At 56.7% G+C, this 16,784-nt stretch carries 15 protein-coding genes; 11 read left to right on the top strand and 4 right to left on the bottom strand.

All coding sequences use genetic code 11. The annotated features are described in order from the left end of the window. Nucleotides 1-142 precede the first annotated feature (142 nt). Complete coding sequence (locus D0C27_RS03540) at nt 143-592, top strand: Hsp20/alpha crystallin family protein (RefSeq protein WP_009453888.1); 450 nt, start codon at nt 143-145, stop codon at nt 590-592. A 74-nt stretch (nt 593-666) separates the two neighbouring features. On the opposite strand, the gene D0C27_RS03535 is transcribed toward D0C27_RS03540, so the two are convergent. Both D0C27_RS03535 and D0C27_RS03530 read right to left on the bottom strand, forming a co-directional pair. After that, on the bottom strand, nt 667-1,983 hold the full coding sequence (locus D0C27_RS03535; RefSeq protein WP_060185048.1) for a M20 metallopeptidase family protein: 1,317 nt from the start codon (nt 1,981-1,983) through the stop codon (nt 667-669). 121 nt (nt 1,984-2,104) lie between these two features. Then, entirely contained in the window at nt 2,105-2,878 is a 774-nt protein-coding gene (locus D0C27_RS03530; protein ID WP_137430430.1) for an AraC family transcriptional regulator, read from the bottom strand. A gap of 98 nt (nt 2,879-2,976) precedes the next feature. On the opposite strand from D0C27_RS03530, the gene D0C27_RS03525 reads away from it, so the two are divergent. The 6 genes from D0C27_RS03525 to D0C27_RS03500 all read left to right on the top strand — a co-directional run bounded on the left by D0C27_RS03525 (nt 2,977) and on the right by D0C27_RS03500 (nt 9,062). Further along, nucleotides 2,977-4,101: an MFS transporter gene (locus tag D0C27_RS03525; protein WP_137430429.1), complete on the top strand. Its 1,125-nt coding sequence runs from the start codon at nt 2,977-2,979 to the stop codon at nt 4,099-4,101. A 170-nt stretch (nt 4,102-4,271) separates the two neighbouring features. Beyond that, nucleotides 4,272-5,510, top strand: coding sequence for an MFS transporter (locus tag D0C27_RS03520; protein ID WP_035273719.1), 1,239 nt, complete (start codon nt 4,272-4,274; stop codon nt 5,508-5,510). Between the two features lie 4 nt (nt 5,511-5,514). After that, nucleotides 5,515-6,378, top strand: coding sequence for an alpha/beta hydrolase (locus tag D0C27_RS03515; RefSeq protein ID WP_137430428.1), 864 nt, complete (start codon nt 5,515-5,517; stop codon nt 6,376-6,378). Beyond that, nucleotides 6,375-7,367, top strand: a complete 993-nt coding sequence (locus D0C27_RS03510) for a VOC family protein (protein WP_137430427.1) — start codon at nt 6,375-6,377, stop codon at nt 7,365-7,367. Before D0C27_RS03515 ends, D0C27_RS03510 begins: the two co-directional genes overlap by 4 nt. Nucleotides 7,368-7,377: 10 nt before the next feature. Then, nucleotides 7,378-8,535 carry an FAD-dependent oxidoreductase gene (locus D0C27_RS03505; protein ID WP_060185053.1) on the top strand — a complete coding sequence of 386 codons (1,158 nt, stop codon included), beginning with the start codon at nt 7,378-7,380 and terminating at the stop codon, nt 8,533-8,535. A gap of 71 nt (nt 8,536-8,606) precedes the next feature. Beyond that, a complete protein-coding gene (locus D0C27_RS03500; protein ID WP_035273713.1) occupies nt 8,607-9,062 on the top strand; it encodes a MarR family winged helix-turn-helix transcriptional regulator in 456 nt (151 codons plus the stop codon). A gap of 8 nt (nt 9,063-9,070) precedes the next feature. Here D0C27_RS03500 and nudC read toward each other — a convergent pair whose 3' ends face one another. Then, entirely contained in the window at nt 9,071-9,832 is a 762-nt protein-coding gene (gene nudC, locus D0C27_RS03495) for an NAD(+) diphosphatase (protein WP_060185054.1), read from the bottom strand. Nucleotides 9,833-10,440: 608 nt separating this feature from the next. Further along, nucleotides 10,441-11,373, bottom strand: a complete 933-nt coding sequence (locus D0C27_RS03490; protein WP_060185055.1) for a YicC/YloC family endoribonuclease — start codon at nt 11,371-11,373, stop codon at nt 10,441-10,443. Nucleotides 11,374-11,520: 147 nt separating this feature from the next. Here D0C27_RS03490 and D0C27_RS03485 point away from each other — a divergent pair, with 147 nt between their 5' ends. From D0C27_RS03485 to rdgB, 4 genes are all read left to right on the top strand, one after another. Continuing rightward, the gene (locus D0C27_RS03485) at nt 11,521-12,639 is read left to right on the top strand and encodes a metallophosphoesterase family protein (RefSeq protein WP_083053531.1); all 1,119 of its coding nucleotides are present in this window, start codon (nt 11,521-11,523) and stop codon (nt 12,637-12,639) included. Then, on the top strand, nt 12,629-15,250 hold the full coding sequence (locus D0C27_RS03480) for an AAA family ATPase (protein WP_137430426.1): 2,622 nt from the start codon (nt 12,629-12,631) through the stop codon (nt 15,248-15,250). Before D0C27_RS03485 ends, D0C27_RS03480 begins: the two co-directional genes overlap by 11 nt. A gap of 29 nt (nt 15,251-15,279) precedes the next feature. Continuing rightward, a complete protein-coding gene (gene rph, locus D0C27_RS03475; protein ID WP_026482596.1) occupies nt 15,280-16,017 on the top strand; it encodes a ribonuclease PH in 738 nt (245 codons plus the stop codon). Nucleotides 16,018-16,170: 153 nt separating this feature from the next. Then, on the top strand, nt 16,171-16,782 hold the full coding sequence (rdgB, locus tag D0C27_RS03470) for an RdgB/HAM1 family non-canonical purine NTP pyrophosphatase (RefSeq protein WP_137430425.1): 612 nt from the start codon (nt 16,171-16,173) through the stop codon (nt 16,780-16,782). Nucleotides 16,783-16,784 lie beyond the last annotated feature (2 nt).

The following is a 16,784-nucleotide window of genomic DNA, read 5'->3' as shown; positions in this document are numbered from 1 at the left end:
TGTCTCTTTAGGGAGCAAGGCGGTTTTTTTTTAGCTAAGCACTTGAAATATCGGGAACTAGCCTCATCTCCTCTTATGTAGGCGACCGAGCCCACGCCTTCCATTGCAGCAGGGCTCAGCAAAGGAAAAATGGAGATCAAGCATGGCAAATAATTTGACACGTTTTAATCCCTTTGGTGATCTGGCGGGCCTGGACACGTGGCGAGATATTGAAGACATCTTCCGACGCGTTCCTGTTGTCGGCTCCCTGGCCGGAAATACACCGCCCGCCATTCGTCTGGATGTCAGCGAGAGCGAAGAGGCCTATCAAGTCAGCGCGGAAGTGCCAGGTATCAACAAGGAAGACGTGCATGTCAGCGTTGAAGGCAATGTGGTTTCTATCCGCGTGGAAAGCCGTCGGACTCAGGAAGAAAAGGACGGCGATACGGTCTTGCGTAGTGAGCGCTATTACGGGGTGCAGACACGTCGCTTCAGCCTGGCGCAGGATATTGACGAGTCCCGGGCCAGCGCCAAATGCGAAAACGGCGTACTGGAGCTGATTCTGCCCAAGAAAAAGAGTGGAACAGGGGCCAAGAAGCTGGAAATCCGCTAAATAAGCTTGTTAAATTGAAAACCGCGCCATTTACGGCGCGGTTTTTTTGTTCTCCATCTGAAACCATCAAGAGGCTACGGTTTTTTGTGATCCATCATATAAGTCAAAGAGCTGGCCACTAAAGCACGAGTACCGATGCGCAAAGCCTTTTCATCAATCATGAATTCAGGCGAATGGTTAGGTGCTCCCATCTTGTCGGAATATGTCGAGGCATTCAGACGCCAGAAAACCACGGGCACGTTCTTGCCAAAGGCGCCGAAGTCCTCGGAGCCCATACCAGGGGCAACTTCCTTGGCCCCAATCCCGTCCGTTGCCAGCTCCAGAGCAGGAATCACAGTTTGGGTAGCCTTAGGATCGCTGACCAAAACTTCGTAGCCAGTATCGATACGCACAGTGGCCTTCAAATCGTGGTTCGCAGCAATGTTTTGCGCGTAGCGCTGAATCAGCTCATGTGCGGTTGCCTGGTTTTGCTTGGACAGGGAGCGCACCGTACCACTGATATCGGCACTTTCCGGCAGAACATTGGGGCGATTACCGCTTTGCAACGAACCTACCGTCACGACAGTAGTGCCGTCCTGGGGATTGGTACGCTGGGCGATAATGTTGTTCAAGGCCACAACGGTTTCAGCTGCAGCGACAACCGGAGAGGCAGCACTCCAGGGAGAGGAGCCATGGCCACCTTTACCTGCCAAAGAGATGGAGAACACATCGCCACTGGCCATCAAGCTGCCTTGACGGTAGCCAATACTGCCGGCAGGGTAGGAAGGACCAATGTGCTGGCCCATCACTACATCCACTTTAGGTTGATCCAGCACGCCTTCAGCCATCATCGCGTTAGCACCACTTAACGGTTTGCCAGGGCCTTGCTCTTCAGCTGGTTGGAACAGCAACACAATCGTACCAGGCAGTTCGTCGCGCATATCCGAAAAGACCTTGGCCGCACCTAACAACATGGCAACGTGGGTGTCGTGGCCGCAAGCATGCGATACCGACACTTCCTTGCCTTGCCAAGTGCCTTTGGCGACAGACTTGAAGGGCAAATCATTACGTTCCTGCACGGGCAGGGCATCCATATCGGCTCGCAAGGCCACAACTGGCCCAGGCTTGCCACCTTTCAATACTGCCTTGACGCCGGTTTGAGCAATGCCGGTCTGGATCTGATAACCGGGCATGGTTTCCAGAGCGGCTTTGATATACGCCGCCGTATCGTGCTCTTGATAAGACAGCTCAGGATTCTGGTGAATATGACGACGCCACTCAATAACCTGCTGCTCCAAGGCGTCGGCCTTGCTTAATGCAGTATCCATGATGGGATTGCTGGCTTGCGCCAACGCGGTACCGGCCATTAAACATGTCGCTGCCAACAAACTCAGGCGCAATGAATGCTTCATACAGTCTCCTCTCTTTTTAGTAGTAATAGCGACTGATCATAGCACCGGTATATACAGTGAACGGAGTAATTATTGACACTTCTACTAACTAGAACCCCCGGGTGCACTCGCCCATTACTGTCTAATCAAAATAGCGCTTCTGGCGACCATATTGGCCGGGAGTCAGGCCCGTCTGTTCCTTGAAAAAGGCAATAAAAGCGCTGTCGCTGGCAAAGCCCAAGTCTGAAGCTAACCGGGTGACACGGCCCCCGATAGAAAGCTGCTCGATCGCCTTAAGCAAACGCCACTGTTGTCTCCACTGCTGGTAATTCAGACCAGTATCTCGCTTGAAAAGGCGGCTGATGGTTTTTTCACTGGCGCCCAGATAGCTGGCTAATTCATTCAGAGCGGGAGGCAGGCTGTCCAAGGGAATTTGTCTTAAGCGGCTATCAAGCGGCAAGGGCAGAAACAAAGCCTGATCGGGCGCCCGTTGCAGCTCATCAAGCAAGACCAGCATCACATGATGGCCCGGCGGCTGATCCCAGTCCTCGTCCAAATCAGCTTGGGCAATACGGTCCAGCGCGGCAGTCAGCAAATCGTTCGCCGCCAGTAGTTGAACCTGAGAGGGCAAATCAGGGTAACGAGTCGGGTCCAGATACACCGATCGGTAATCCACCTGCTCGCTCATCTGTGCCTGATGGAGCAGCAAGGGAGGGATCCAGATCAAGCGTCCCGGTGGCAACAAGCACAATTGCTGATCCAGGGTGACAGTAATGCAACCGCTGTGCGTGTACAGGATCTGGCCCCAGGGGTGCTGATGCAGGCCGGAATCATGTTGCGCCAAACGGGCAGCAATACCCAATACATGGTGATCTGTCAGGTCGGGAAAGGGGTCACTAGCATCTAACCAAGGCATGATTGTCCGATTTCATTGGTTTTTTATCAGAATACTTGTAATAGAAAAATCCAGCCAGACTTACGCTGATTCTTTTTTCCCAATTCAGTGTGGTTTGCATGTCTCGTTTTCTATTCTTGATGATCGCCTTGATCATGTTTCCGCAGGTGGTGGAAACCGCCTATAGCCCGGCTTTACCCCTGATCGCCGACAGTTACTCCGTGTCGGCCAGCCGCGCCGGGCAGACCTTATCGGTCTACTTCATAGCCTTTGCCGCAGGCGTGCTGTTCTGGGGCTGGCTATGCGACAAGGCCGGGCGTCGGCCCGCTGTTCTGGCCGGTTTGACGGTTTATGGCCTGGGCTGCCTGCTGGCTGTGTTCAGCCCCAGCTTCGGTGTTTTGCTGGCTGCCCGCATGATCAGTGCATTTGGAGCGGCGGTCGGCTCGATCGGTGTACAAACCATGTTGCGCGATCGCTACCAGGCAGAAGATCTGGCCAGGATCTTTGGCACGATAGGTGCCGCTCTGGCATTAAGCCCCTTGTTAGGTCTGGCAATGGGCGTCGCTCTGACAACAAGCGCAAATCTCATGCCCGTCTTTCTGGGACTGTTCGTGTTGGCCTTGATCTTGTTTGCCGCTTGCCTGTTTCAGCTTCCTGAAACCCGCCCGCTTCAACACAGCCAGGCCAGCATGGTGAATGTGCTGTTCCGCTTGCTGCGTGACCCGGCAATTTGGCAGTCCGCCATGCTGGTGGCTCTGTTCAACGTCACGATTTTTTCCTTTTACCAATGGGCACCTTTCCTGCTGGAAGGCCTGGGCTCCGATAACCGTCCCATGATGGTGGCCGGCCTTTTACTGGCTGCCGGAACCTTTATGGGCGCTTTTCTGAATCGCCGCTGGCTGGCGGCAGGACACCGTGCCCGGCATTTGGTGTGGCGGGGGATTTTGATTTTGGCCGTGGCGGCTACCGGCCTGGAGTTGGCGGGAACACATCTGATTTTCCTGCTGCCGGCCATGTTGCTGGCATTGGCCTACGCCATCGCCATCCCCAATCTTTTGTCGGCTGCCTTGCAGGACTATCGCTCGGTGGCAGGGAAGGCAGGTGCTGTCTTTGGCCTGATGTACAGCCTGTTGCTAGGCATCGGTTTGGCCTTGTCGGCCTGGTGGGGGAGTCTGGCTGACGTGAGTGTTGTTTGTGCTGTACTGGCCGCTATTTGCCTGGCCTTGCCCCTGAAAAAGGCTTGAGAAAAACCCTGATACGCCATTCGTAAGCCGCCTCATCATAGGGTATATACCAATACATATGTATTGACATAGATTAAGCCAAAACACCATAATCCTTCATGTTTAAAGCAATTGAAGAGTGTGCCTGACAAACACTCAGCTTGAACATTTATCCAAAAGGAGAGGATGACATGGTGGAACAGGGGGTTATGGGCAATCCGCTCGACAAGGCCAAGCCACGCGGCACAGTGGCCTTGCTCATGCTGTTGATGGCCGTGATGGGCGAAATGTGCCTGGCGGCCGACTTTTACGGCTTTGCAGCTGTCATCAAAATTGTCTCGGCAGACCTGTCACTGAGCCCCGCGCAAGCCGGGCTGGTGCAGGGTGCTTTCGGTGTCTCGTTTGCACTGGGCATGTTGTTCTGGGCACCACGTGGTCGCTCCATGAGCTCGGCCCGTTTGTACCTGATTGGCTTGGGTGGCAGCGGCTTGCTGATGCTGCTGCAGACTCAGGCACAGGATTTCACGCAGCTATTTTTACTGCGTCTGGTTGTGGGCTTTTTTGACTCTGCAGTCTGGGTCGGGTCCATGAAAATCGTCATGCAGTGGTTTGCGCCACGCCGCCAGGGTCTGGTGCTGGGCATTATTCTGGCCGCCTATTCGCTGGCCATTACCCTGGACTTTGCCTTGGGTTTGCCTTACGCCATGGCCCATGGCTGGCGTGCTTTCTTCCTGGTCCTGGGCGGGCTGACCTTAAGTGCCTGTTTAATCACGCAGCTGGTGGTACGCGCCGGTCCTTATCAAGATCCACACGACAAGATCAAAACCGATGCCGGTGTGTTGCGCTCCATCGCCGCACGCCCCTGGATATGGGTAGGCATTCTGGCCATTTTTGGGGCTTTGTTCTCGGTTGCGGCAACCGCGACCTGGCTGATTCCAGCGCTGATTGATGTGCAGAAAATGGCCCCCGAACAGGCTCCCTTGTTCGGCACCATCATGGGCTTGTCCCAAGTCTTCTTCCTGATTCTGGGCGGTTATGTCAGCGATCGCTTTACCCGTGTTGGGGTAATGCGTGTGGGCATGTGGTTGACCATTCTGGCGGCCAGCGCCTGTGTTCTGGTTGCCTGGCAGGCATTGCCCTACAGCGGCCTGCTGATCGTGGCCATTCTTTGCGGCGTAGGGGTCTTTCATGGTGGCGCCATTTTCAGCTACGTGGGGGAGCGCTATGGCGTGAACCTGGGCCCTAGCGCTGCTGGCTATGCCGAAATGGGCGGTGTGTTCGCCACCTTTGTCGCGCCGTCCCTGCTGGGCCTGTTGCTGAGCCTGACTGGTTCTTACATCTGGGCCTTTGGCAGCTTCCTGGCGGTGGAAGTGCTGGTTTTCATCGGTTTCCTCCTATTGAATCGCTTGCCTTCGGCGCAGGCGGAATAAAGCAATGAACAAACTTGTTTTCGATCCGGCAGACCTGGAGCAATACCGGCTCCAGGCTTCGGTGGCTGATTTTGACGCTGAGATGGCCGCCTACAAGCAGGCCAGTGAACGGGCCCGTGCAGCCCTGGAAGCCTGTTTCAGCACCCACGCCTATGGCGATGACCCGACAGAAAAACTGGATATCTATGCCGCCAGCCAGGCTGGCGCCCCGGTTTACCTGTTCATTCATGGGGGCTACTGGCGCATGTTGTCCAAGGATGACTCGGCCATGATGGCGCAAAGCCTGCATGCCGCCGGTGCCACGGTGATTTGCCTGGACTACGGCTTGGCTCCGGCTTACCGCCTGCCGCAGATCGTGGCGCAATGCGAACGCGCCTTGCAGTGGGTCCACGCGCACGCGACGCAATTTAATGGCGACCCGCAGCGTATTCATATTAGTGGCAGCTCGGCAGGGGGCCATTTAAGCGGCATGTTGCTGGCGGCCGATACCCGACGTGAACAACGTCTGATCCACAGCGCCAGCATTATCAGCGGCGTCATGGATTTGCATCCCCTCTTGCAGACCGCCGTGAATGACTGGCTGCAGCTGAACGAAGAACAAGCCCAACGCTATAGCCCGGCCTTGCACCCACCAGCAAGGGGAACGCCCGTGCTGGTGGCCTGGGGGGCACTGGAACCTACCGTCATGCAAGAACAAAGCCGTCACTACGCCCGCCAATGCGAGCTGGCGGGCTGCGTGGTGCAAAGCATGGCCGTGCCAAACCGTAATCATTTCAACGTCTTGATGGATCTGGAGCAGAGCGACAGCGCATTGACGCTAGCCGTGTTGCAGACCATGAATCGTCATACCCAGGAGGAGAAACTATGACACAAGCAACTTCCTACTCCATCCAAACCGCGTGCTTTGAGCCCCGCCGTCTGGGCCACGTCAACCTGTGGGTTGACGAACTGCAACGCGGTGAAGATTTTTACAGCCAGATCTGCGGCCTGAAAGTGGAATTTACCGAACCGGATCTGGTGGCGACCTTTTTGGGCACCGGCCACACGCCCCATGATCTGGGCATGATGGAAACGACTAAAGGCGTGAACCGGTATGGCCGTGACGGTCTGCTGCAACTGCCCGGCACAATTGGCTTGAAGCCCGGTCTGAATCATCTGGCCTGGGAGCTGGAAAACGAAGCTGAACTGGTTGCCGGCTGGAAGCGCGCAAAAGAGCAAGGGCGCGACATTGACATGACAGTGGACCATCAGGTTGCCCATAGCGTCTATATGTTTGACCCCGATGGCAACTACAACGAGTTCTACTGCGACACCATTAAAGACTGGCGCAGCGTGCTGGGCGGCCCCATGGAATTGCTGACCAGTCGCTGGGATCCTGAAGGCCAGGAGCCTTTTACCGAAGGCCGCTACGACTCCAACCCCATTCTGGAAACAGTCGCCGACGCCCCGGTACAACCACGTCGAGTCACCCATGCCGTGCTGCGTACCGCTCAGTTGGGCGCCATGCGCCGCTTTTACACCGAAGTCGGCGGCCTGGAAGTGGTTTATGAAAACGAGCAGGTTGTCTACTTGCGTGCCGGTCTGGCCAATTATGATTACAGCCTGATCCTGGTACGTGATGAAGAGGCCTCCTTCTCGCATGGCAGTTTCGAGCTGGCCAGCGTCCAGGATCTGGAACACACACTGGAGCGCCTGAAAGCCCGGAACATCACCCCCGTTCACAACGTGAACCTGCCCTGGAAGCGCGCTTTCTTCTTGCGTGACCCGGATGGTCTGCTCAGCGAGTGGTACGTAACTCTGGCTGGCGAACGTGTTCTGGATAGCAATCACTCTTTGCCTTTGTGGGCGCAAGTTTAAGGAAACCAGCATGTCCGATAAAAAACTAAGTGCCTTGATCGCAGGCGGTGGCCTGGGAGGTTTGGCAACCGCCGCCGCTTTGGCTCAACGCGGCTGGGATGTCACTGTGCTGGAGCGCCAGTCTGAATTGCGCGCCAATGGCTCCGGTATTTATATCTGGGAAAACGGCCTGCGCGTTCTCAAAGCCCTGGGAGCGTACGAACAAGCGATTGAAGGCGCTTTCTACGGTAGCCACTTTGAGCAGCGTGATCTGAATAACGAGGTCATTGATTGCGGCCCCACACCGCCCGATCGCCGTCTGATTACCGTGATGCGCTCGCAACTGCTGAAATCCCTGGAGCAAGCGGGCAAACGCGCCGGCGTAAAGGTACGCACGAATGTGGAAGTCATCGCCGCCAGCGCACGCGGCGAAGTTCAACTGGCCTCGGGCGAGCGTTTACGTGCCGATCTGGTCGTGGGTGCTGATGGCATCTGGTCCCGTATCCGCCAATCTCTCGGTCTGGAACTGGTGCACGAGCAAACCCGCGAAGGGGCCTTGCGTACCATGATCACCCGTAAGCCAGGCGACACCTCAGAGCAAGACGCTCAAAAATACATCGAGAACTGGAACGGTCTGCATCGCTTGCTGATTACGCCCGTCAGCGAAACCCAAACCTATCTGGCCTTAACGTGCCCGTACGACGATGTGCGTGCCAGCAATGTCCAGATCGACAAGGAATACTGGTCTGCCTTGTTCCCACACTGGGCACACTTGATTGAACGCGCAGATGGCCCGGTCAGTTGGGGTCGTTACAGTGTGACGCGCTGCAAAACCTGGTCCAGTGGCCGTACCGCGATTTTGGGCGACGCCGCCCACGCTCAACCGCCGAACCTGGGGCAGGGTGGGGGCATGGCCATGCAAAATGGCCTGGCTTTGGCCACGTTCCTGGAAAAGGTGCAGGATGCCCGCGATATCCCCGAAGCCCTGGAAGCCTGGGAAAACAACGAGCGCGAGATTGTAGAGCACTGCCAGAAGTGGTCCTGTCTATATGGTGAGATCAGCGCCTTGCCCGATGCCGTGCGTACTCAGGTCGTGCGTTCTGCCATGGCCAATCCCTGGAGCTACGCGCAGATTTTCCGCGCTGCCAGTCACACGCCTACGGGAACCGTCCAGGCAGAGCTCTGCTAGTATACTGACGGTCCGCTTGTCGCTCCGATTTCATGGAGCGACAAGCGCAGGATTGACTCTCCCAAGGCATTATGAGCAAAACTCCCGTCTCCATCCCTGACAGCAGCGTAGAAACCAATCTGGCCTTCCAGATGGCCAACATTATCTACAAGTTGGACCAAACGCTAAGATCGACCACCCTGCGTGAACACAATATGACCTATGTGCACTTTCGGGTCTTGCAGTACCTGTGGGATAAGGACGGGCGCAGCATCGGGGAAATTGCCAAGGCCATCGTGGTACATCAGCCGGTCTTGAGCCGGGTGATTGACCAAATGGAAGAACGCGAATTGGTGCAGCGCCGCACGGACGAAAACGACAGCCGCTATATGCGTGTGTACCTGAGCGAAACAGGCCGTGAGCGCTATGCGCAAGTCTGGCCCGCCGCCAAAAAAATGATTGATGATGCTCTGTCGGTGCTCAATCCGAATGAGCGCGAGGATTTGGGCCGTATGCTGCGCAATGTCGCCGCCCATCTGGCAACCTGAGTCGCGCTTTAAGTCTTGGCCTGGCCCGGTAAATTGGCCCGAATCAAACGGCCCGCAATGGAGTCTGTATGGGGCAGATCGGGCAGGGCGTCACCCGGGCCAAACCAGCGCGCGTCATTGATTTCGTCAGCTTGAATGCGCAAATCCCCCCCGGCGTACTCGGCGGTATAAGCCACCATTAAAGAATGTGGGAAAGGCCAGGACTGACTGCCGAAATACTGAATATTGTCCACGCGCAGCCCCACTTCCTCCATAACCTCACGGTGAATGGCTTCTTCCAGGTTTTCACCGGCTTCCACAAACCCGGCCAGAGCCGTGTAGCGCGCCGTCGCGTAAGTGGAGTGACTGGCCAACAAGATACGGTCCTTGTCGCGGATCAGTACCATCATGGCCGGGGAGATGCGGGGATAGGCCGAGAAACCACAAGAGGTGCAGCGAAAGCACAGTTCATGCTTCACACGCTCCATGGTCGAACCGCACACACCACAGTAACGATGGCTGCGCGCCCATTCCGAGACTTGAAAAGCCCGATTCACCATACTGGCTTGATCTCCCAACTGCGACAGCACGCCGCGCAAGTGACGGAAGGTAAAGCCATCCGGAGCCGGGGTCTCGGCCGCTACGTGGCAGGCAAAATCCTGACAATCGTCACCTGGAGAAAGAGCATGCCATTGCGCCGGCGCTAAATCCAGTGCGGGTTTGGCAGGAATCAAGGCTTGTCCTTCCTGGCTGCTGACCAATATTTCATTTTCACGAAAAATGAAATTCATGTGTTTTCTGTCCTTTAATAAGCCGCCTAAGAGTAGCACAGCGCTGGCTATTGTACGGGAAGGACGGAGGCAGAAAAAAGCGGAGAAAAACCCAAGGGGCCGAGCAGGGCATTCAGACAGCGGCCAGAAAAAACCGCCGTTTTAAAACCAGAAACACAACTGTCAAAAAGGTGACGTGTTACCTGGCCTTGTCGAGAAAATCCCAGGACAAAACCGGCAAGCCACCTAATTAGCAGACAGATAATTAAGCATGAATTTATTTAAAACCGGTGATTCGTTTTTAAACTTTTAAAACCGGATTAATTATTTATAAAAACCATTTCTTATTTTTGTTTTATTTTTTTATTTTAAAAATCGCTATTTTATTTTTATATATTAAGGCAGCTTATAAAGCGTCTGTATTTATTCCTGGCTTCACTAGACCACTTTCAGAAAAAATAGCCCTAGGGAGTTTGAGGATGATCAGAAAAGTCCACAAAAAAACCGCCTGGCCTGAGCAAGACGGTTTTCTTGAAAAAAACCCATAAAACCTGAGGTTTCACGCGGTTTAAGCAGACAGCACCTGCTGAAAAAAATACTGGCAGGCAGAAAATAAGGGACTGGCTGGTTTACTCGATGTTTTGGGTCTGCTCGCGCAGCTGCTCAATACACAGCTTCAAGTCGATAGAAGCGCGCGTCATGTCCATGCTGCCTGCCTTGGAACCCAAGGTATTAGCCTCACGGTTCATCTCCTGGAACAGGAAGTCCAAACGCTTGCCAGTGCTGCCTTGGCGCGTGCTTTTCTTGTTGGACGACACGCTGGTATCACCGTTAAGAATCAGCTCCAGCTCGGTCAAATGCGAACGCAAGCGGGCGATTTCCTCAGCCACATCAATGCGCAGGGAGAAAACAGCCGCTTCCTGCGCGACGCGGGCAGACAGTTCTTCGCCCGAAATCAGGGCGAAACCGTCCGGACTGGCTTGCAACAAGGCGTCATGCAAGCGAGTAGCAATCTTGTTCTTCTGCTCCGTCAGGATCGAGGGCAGGTGCTGCTCGACCTCGTCCACAATGACGCTCATGTCCTGGCGAATATCCAGCATGGCTTGTGCCAGCCGCTGGCCTTCACGCTCTCGGGTCGCCTGAAAATCCTGCAAGGCCGCCTCGAAAGCCTGGCTGATCATGGGCAGCCAGATTTCGGGATCCATGCCCGAATTATTGCCGCTTTGATTGCTCAGCAAGGTATGAAGCTCGGGTGCAGGCAGATCGGGAATGGCCACGCGTGCCACTTGCAGCATCTGTGCTGTGCGTTCCACCGCCTCCATATCCAGGCTGCGTTGCTGATCCGTGCCGCTACGGGCAAAGTTGACCCGCAATTCCAGCTTGCCACGCTGTACGCCCTGGGCGGCCAGCTCGCGCAGCAGATTCTCCGCAAAACGCAGTTCCTCGGGCAAACGCAGATTCAGGTCCAGAAAGCGGTTGTTGACGCTGCGCATCTCGATATTGATGGTGCCTGCTTCGGACTCGGCCTTGGCGCTGCCAAACGCGGTCATGCTACGGATCATGGGTGGGTCACTTTAAGAATGGAATAAAGCCGCCAATTGTACTCTCAGGTCCCGACTTTGGCCGCTCCTCTCGCCGCGACAAAGCTCTATACTTTAGGCATTCAAGGCCTGTAAGGGCCGATTTTTTTACCAAATCTAAGGGCAGTCATGCTACGAATCCTGCATACAGCCGATTGGCAAATAGGTCGTCAGTACTCGCGTTTCGAGCTGGAGGACGCGGCCGCCCTGGCTGAGGCACGTTTCAAGGCCATTGAGAAGCTGGCAACGCTTGCTACCGAACATCGCGCCGATCTGCTTGTGGTAGCGGGCGATGTCTTTGATTCGCAAACCCTGAGCGATCGCAATCTGCGCCGCAGTTTCAATGCCATGGCGGGTTTCACCGGCCCCTGGCTGCTCCTGCCCGGCAACCATGACGCGGCCTTGAGCGAAAGTGTCTGGACACGCGCGCGCCGCTTGAACTGCATTCCAGATTATGTGCATGTGCTTGATACACCGGAGCTTTTTCTGCTGGACGAGCTCAAGCTTGCGGTCCTGCCAGCGCCGTTGACACAACGCCAGACTTATCAGGACTTGAGCGACTGGTTCGATCAGGCCGAAAGTCCGGCGGGTTACTGGCGTCTGGGCTTGGCGCATGGCAGCGTCAGTGGGGTGCTGGAGCATTTGGACAGCCATAACCTGATCGATCAAAACCGCGTACAACGCGCCAAACTGGACTATCTGGCACTGGGGGACTGGCACGGCACCGTCAAAATTAACGAGCGCTGCTACTACAGCGGCACGCCCGAGCCGGACCGCTTTCGGGATAACGACTCTGGCCAGGCTCTGCTGGTGGAAATCAGCGAACCGGGCGCAACACCTGTGGTTCAAGCCTTGCCGGTTGCCCAGCACCCTTGGCGCAGTATCCAGCACCATTTGAATGACGACACGGATCTGGACCTGCTGGAGCGGGAACTGAACGCCTTGGCTGATCAGAGCGTGGTGGAACTGGAGCTATCAGGTCAGTTAAGCCTGAGCGGTTTTGAGCGCCTGGAAAGTATTTTGGGGCAATCCCAAGCCCGTTGCCGCGCCTGGGACTGCCAGCGCGAGGCCTTGCGTCTGGCACCTTCTGAAGAGGATCTGGACGCCTTGCAAGCCGATGGCTACTTGCAGGCCGCGTTGAAACAGTTGCAGGAACTGCGTCACGGCAGCCAGCAGCAAGCCGCTGAAGATGCCTTGCTGATTCTGGCCGGTTTGCTGCGCGATAAGGAAGGTGGTCATGCACATTAAGTCCCTGCGCGTCGAGCAGTTCAAGCGCTTTCGCCAGCCCGTCTCACTGGACCAGCTGGAGCCGGGCCTGAACATCATCAGCGCCCCGAACGAGGCCGGTAAAAGCACTTTGGCCGAGGCCCTGCGCACGGTGTTTTTCGAACGTTATGGCACAGGTAGTCTGACAAAAATCCTGCCTTGGGGTGATTCTTCAGCCGCACCGGAAATCGAGCTGGATTTCAGCCTGAACGGCCAGGACATGCGACTGAGCAAGCGTTTCCTGAAGCGCAAACGCTGCGATTTATACATTGGCAATCAGCATCTGGACAATGACGAGGCCGAACAATACCTGGCCCAGCAAATGGGCTTTGAGTATGCCGCTAAAGGCAGCAGCCAGGCCCGCAACTGGGGCGTGCCGGGCCTTTTGTGGATTGAACAAGGGCAGGGCCAGGATTTGCGCAGCTCCGTTGAGCACGCCAGCGGCACCTTGCAGCAGGCTTTGGGTAGCGAAATCGCCGATTTGACTAGTGCAGACGGGGATTATCTGATCGAACAGGCCCAGCAACAGCTGGACCAATATGTGACCCAGGCTCAAGGACAGCCACGCGGCGTCTGGCTGGCAGCGCAGAAAGAAGCCAAGGAGCTGGAAGAGCAGTTACAGAGCCAGCAAGCCGCCTTACAGCAGTACCAGCAATGGGTGGACGAACTGGCGCAGGCCCGTAGGCAAATTGCCCATGCCGAGGCTAAGCGTCCTTGGAAGCAGCTACGTGAGCAAGCCAAACAAGTGCAGGTTCAGTTACTTCAAGCCCGCCAATTGCAGGAACGGGCCAAGGAACTTCAACAGGCGCTGAACATGTTGGCCGAGCGAGAAAAGCTCTACCAACAAGCTGGGGAACGCGACCTGGAGTGGGCTCGCCAACGCAGCCAGCGCGCCGAGCAGGTCAAATCCTTGAGTGCCAAGCTGGAGCAAGAGCAGGACACGCTCAACAGCTTGAACCAGCGTCTGGAGGAGGCGCGCAGCCATAAAGACGCCAGCCTGCAAGAGCAGGAACGCGCCCGTACCTGGCAGCAATGGTTTCAAGATCAAGCCAGCTTTGACGGCACGCAGCAGCAATTGCAGCAGGTGCAAGGGCAACTGGAAGAACTGGGCAAGTTGGAAACCCAACTGGCGCAATGCGGGGCCGCCTTGGTGCAGCTGAAAATCAGCGACGAGGCCCTGGACCAATTACGCCAGCAGCACCAGCTTATTCAGCGTTTGCAACACCAGCTTGAGACGATTTCCACCGAATTGCAGATCGAACTGCAAGACGGCGCCGGCCTGTTGCTGGATGGGGCATCCATTCAGGGCCAGCACCGCGCCCACCTTAGCGCCAGCACCCTGATTGAGCTTCCCGGAATGGGCCAGTTGCGCATCATTCCCGGCGGCCGCGATCTGGGCAAGGTGCAGCAGCAATTGGCGCAAACCCAGCAGGAATACGCACAGGCGCTTGGCCAACTGGGCGGAAAAAGCCTGGAAGAGCTGGAACGCCGCCGCGAGCAATATCGGGAACAAGAGCAGCAGGACCGGCTGTTACGCAGCTCCATGAAAGCGCTGGCCCCGCAAGGCAAAGCACACTTGCAAGGTCTGGTTCAGGCGGCTCAACAACGCATCGCCCCGCAACGCCCGCAAGGCGAGGCCATCGAGGCCTCGGAACTGGGCCGTATCGCCCAAGCCGCCTCCATGGCCGAGCAGCAGTACCGCGCACTGGAAAGCGACTGGCATGATGCCCGCGAAGCCCTTGCCCGCACCCAGGCTCGTCTGGAGCAGGCCCAGGCTGAAGCTCACAGCCTGGAACAGCAATGGGCTGACCCGCAACGCCAGCAAGCGCAGCAGGAGCGCGAGCAGCAATGGGGACAACTGCGCTTGCAACGCGAGCAGCAACTGGCCGATCAAAAAGCTCTGGAAGCCGAGCTGGCCGCCTTGCCCGTCTCGGTTCTGGAGCAGGACCTGCAACGTCTGGAGCGCAGCGCTCAACAACAGGAGCAAAGCTATAACGAGGCCCGACTGGCCGCGCAGTTGGTGCAAACCAAGCTGGAAACCCACGGAGCGCAAGGCCTGGAAGAGCAGATCGACCAGACCTCGCTACGTCTGCACGACTGCCAGCGCCGTTGCGCCACCTACGAGCGCCGTGTCGCGGCCTTGCGCCTGTTGCTGTCTGTACTAAGAGAGCAGCGCAACGCCTTGACCCAGCAATTGCACGAGCCTTTGCAAAAGCACATCAACCACTATCTGCGTCTGCTTTTGGGCAAGGCACGGGTGGAGCTGGACGAATACCTGGCCCCACGCTGGCTGCAACGCGATAGCGGACAAGGGCTGGCCGACGACATTGACGGCTTGAGCTTTGGCGCACGCGAGCAAATCGGCCTGATCGCCCGTCTTGCCTATGCAGATTTGCTGCAACAGGCAGGCCGTCCCACCTTGCTGATTCTGGATGACGTGCTGGTCCACAGCGACAACGATCGCCTGGGGGCCATGAAGCGCATTATTCACGACGCCGCTCAACGCCATCAGATCCTGCTTTTCACCTGCCAGGCTGATAAGTGGATGGACATGGGTGTTGCGCTACGGCCCGTCCCGCAAGGCGTACAATAGGCGTTTTGAATTTTGTCCGGAGCCTAGCCTTGTCTGAAAACGCTACGATTGCACGTCCCTCGGGTCGATCTGCTGCACAATGCCGTCCTATCGAACTGGTGACCGGCTTTACCCGTCACGCCGAAGGCTCGGTACTGATCCGTCTGGGTGAAACCCATGTTCTGTGCAATGCCAGCGTGCTCGACAAAGTCCCGCCCTTTCTGAAAGGCAAGGAGCAGGGCTGGGTAACGGCGGAATACGGCATGCTGCCTCGCTCCACGCACACGCGCTCGGACCGTGAAGCGGCCCGTGGCAAGCAAAATGGCCGTACCCAGGAAATCCAGCGTCTGATCGGCCGCAGCCTGCGCGCTGTCTTTGATCTGAAAGCCCTGGGCGAGCGCACCATTCACATTGACTGTGATGTTCTGCAAGCCGACGGCGGCACCCGCTGCGCCAGTATCACTGGGGCCTGGGTCGCAGCCAGCCTGGCCGTACGCAGCCTGCAAGAGCAGGGCAAGCTGCAAGCCTCGCCCATTCTGGATCAACTGGCGGCCGTCTCGGTCGGCGTGTTCGAATCCAACCCCGTCCTGGACCTGGACTACCTGGAAGACTCCGCCTGCGGCGTGGACATGAATATCGTCATGACAGGCAGCGGTAATCTGGTGGAAGTGCAGGGCACCGCCGAAGGCCAGACTTTTGCACGCCCCACCTTGAATCGCTTGCTGGATCTGGCCGAGCAGGGCATTGCCGAGCTGATGCAAGCCCAGAAACAAGCCTTGCAGGGCTGATCGCGATGAAACGGATCTGTCCTGCCCCCTGCGCGACACTGCCAGGTAGCGGGACAAACCGCTATTGGGACGCCATCCCATGCAGCATACACTGCCTGGCACGGCGCCTTGCCATTTTTACTGAACAGAGCGCTTTGCCGCCTGCTGCGACTTATGAACACTGAATCCAAGCGTGTCGTCCTGGCCTCCAACAATGCCGGCAAACTCAAGGAGTTTTCCGCCATCCTGGCTCAGGCCGGTATCAGCATGGTTCCTCAAGGCCAATTGAACATTCCCGAGGCCGAGGAACCCTTTGCCACTTTTATCGAGAATGCGCTGGCCAAGGCCCGTCATGCCAGCCAATTAAGCGGCTTGCCCGCCTTGGCCGATGACTCCGGCCTCTGTGTGCGCGCCCTGGACGAAGCCCCCGGCGTATATTCCGCCCGTTTTGCCGCTCGCGAACTGGGCGGTGAAAAGTCCGATGCAGCCAATAACGCCTTGCTGGTCCAGCGTCTGCAAGGACAAAGCGACCGTCGCGCCTGTTATGTGGCTGTTCTGGTGTATGTGCGCCATGCCCAGGACCCACGGCCCATCGTGATTGAAGGCGTCTGGGAAGGGGAGATTCAGGATCAACCCGCTGGCGAGCACGGCTTTGGCTATGATCCTCACTTTTATCTGCCAGAGCTCAAGCAAACTGCGGCGCAGCTCTCTCCTGAAGTGAAGAACAAATACAGCCACCGGGCGCAAGCCATGCAAGCCTTGTTGGCCCGTCTGGCCGTCGAGTAACA

Origin of the sequence: Alcaligenes faecalis (assembly GCF_005311025.1) — a bacterium.
In the GTDB taxonomy this organism is placed as follows: domain Bacteria; phylum Pseudomonadota; class Gammaproteobacteria; order Burkholderiales; family Burkholderiaceae_B; genus Alcaligenes; species Alcaligenes phenolicus.
Note: the sequence above shows the minus strand (reverse complement) of the source record. Positions and strands in the feature narration are given on the sequence as shown.

Excerpts from the sequence above, each read along its gene's own strand:
- D0C27_RS03490 (WP_060185055.1), bottom strand. The coding sequence starts at position 11,373 with ATGATCCGTAGCATGACCGCGTTTGGCAGCGCCAAGGCCGAGTCCGAA.
- D0C27_RS03480 (WP_137430426.1), top strand. The coding sequence starts at position 12,629 with ATGCACATTAAGTCCCTGCGCGTCGAGCAGTTCAAGCGCTTTCGCCAG.
- D0C27_RS03535 (WP_060185048.1), bottom strand. The coding sequence starts at position 1,983 with ATGAAGCATTCATTGCGCCTGAGTTTGTTGGCAGCGACATGTTTAATG.
- D0C27_RS03510 (WP_137430427.1), top strand. The coding sequence starts at position 6,375 with ATGACACAAGCAACTTCCTACTCCATCCAAACCGCGTGCTTTGAGCCC.
- rdgB (WP_137430425.1), top strand. The coding sequence starts at position 16,171 with ATGAACACTGAATCCAAGCGTGTCGTCCTGGCCTCCAACAATGCCGGC.
- D0C27_RS03530 (WP_137430430.1), bottom strand. The coding sequence starts at position 2,878 with ATGCCTTGGTTAGATGCTAGTGACCCCTTTCCCGACCTGACAGATCAC.
- D0C27_RS03505 (WP_060185053.1), top strand. The coding sequence starts at position 7,378 with ATGTCCGATAAAAAACTAAGTGCCTTGATCGCAGGCGGTGGCCTGGGA.
- D0C27_RS03485 (WP_083053531.1), top strand. The coding sequence starts at position 11,521 with ATGCTACGAATCCTGCATACAGCCGATTGGCAAATAGGTCGTCAGTAC.
- D0C27_RS03520 (WP_035273719.1), top strand. The coding sequence starts at position 4,272 with ATGGTGGAACAGGGGGTTATGGGCAATCCGCTCGACAAGGCCAAGCCA.
- D0C27_RS03525 (WP_137430429.1), top strand. The coding sequence starts at position 2,977 with ATGTCTCGTTTTCTATTCTTGATGATCGCCTTGATCATGTTTCCGCAG.
- D0C27_RS03540 (WP_009453888.1), top strand. The coding sequence starts at position 143 with ATGGCAAATAATTTGACACGTTTTAATCCCTTTGGTGATCTGGCGGGC.
- nudC (WP_060185054.1), bottom strand. The coding sequence starts at position 9,832 with ATGAATTTCATTTTTCGTGAAAATGAAATATTGGTCAGCAGCCAGGAA.
- D0C27_RS03500 (WP_035273713.1), top strand. The coding sequence starts at position 8,607 with ATGAGCAAAACTCCCGTCTCCATCCCTGACAGCAGCGTAGAAACCAAT.
- D0C27_RS03515 (WP_137430428.1), top strand. The coding sequence starts at position 5,515 with ATGAACAAACTTGTTTTCGATCCGGCAGACCTGGAGCAATACCGGCTC.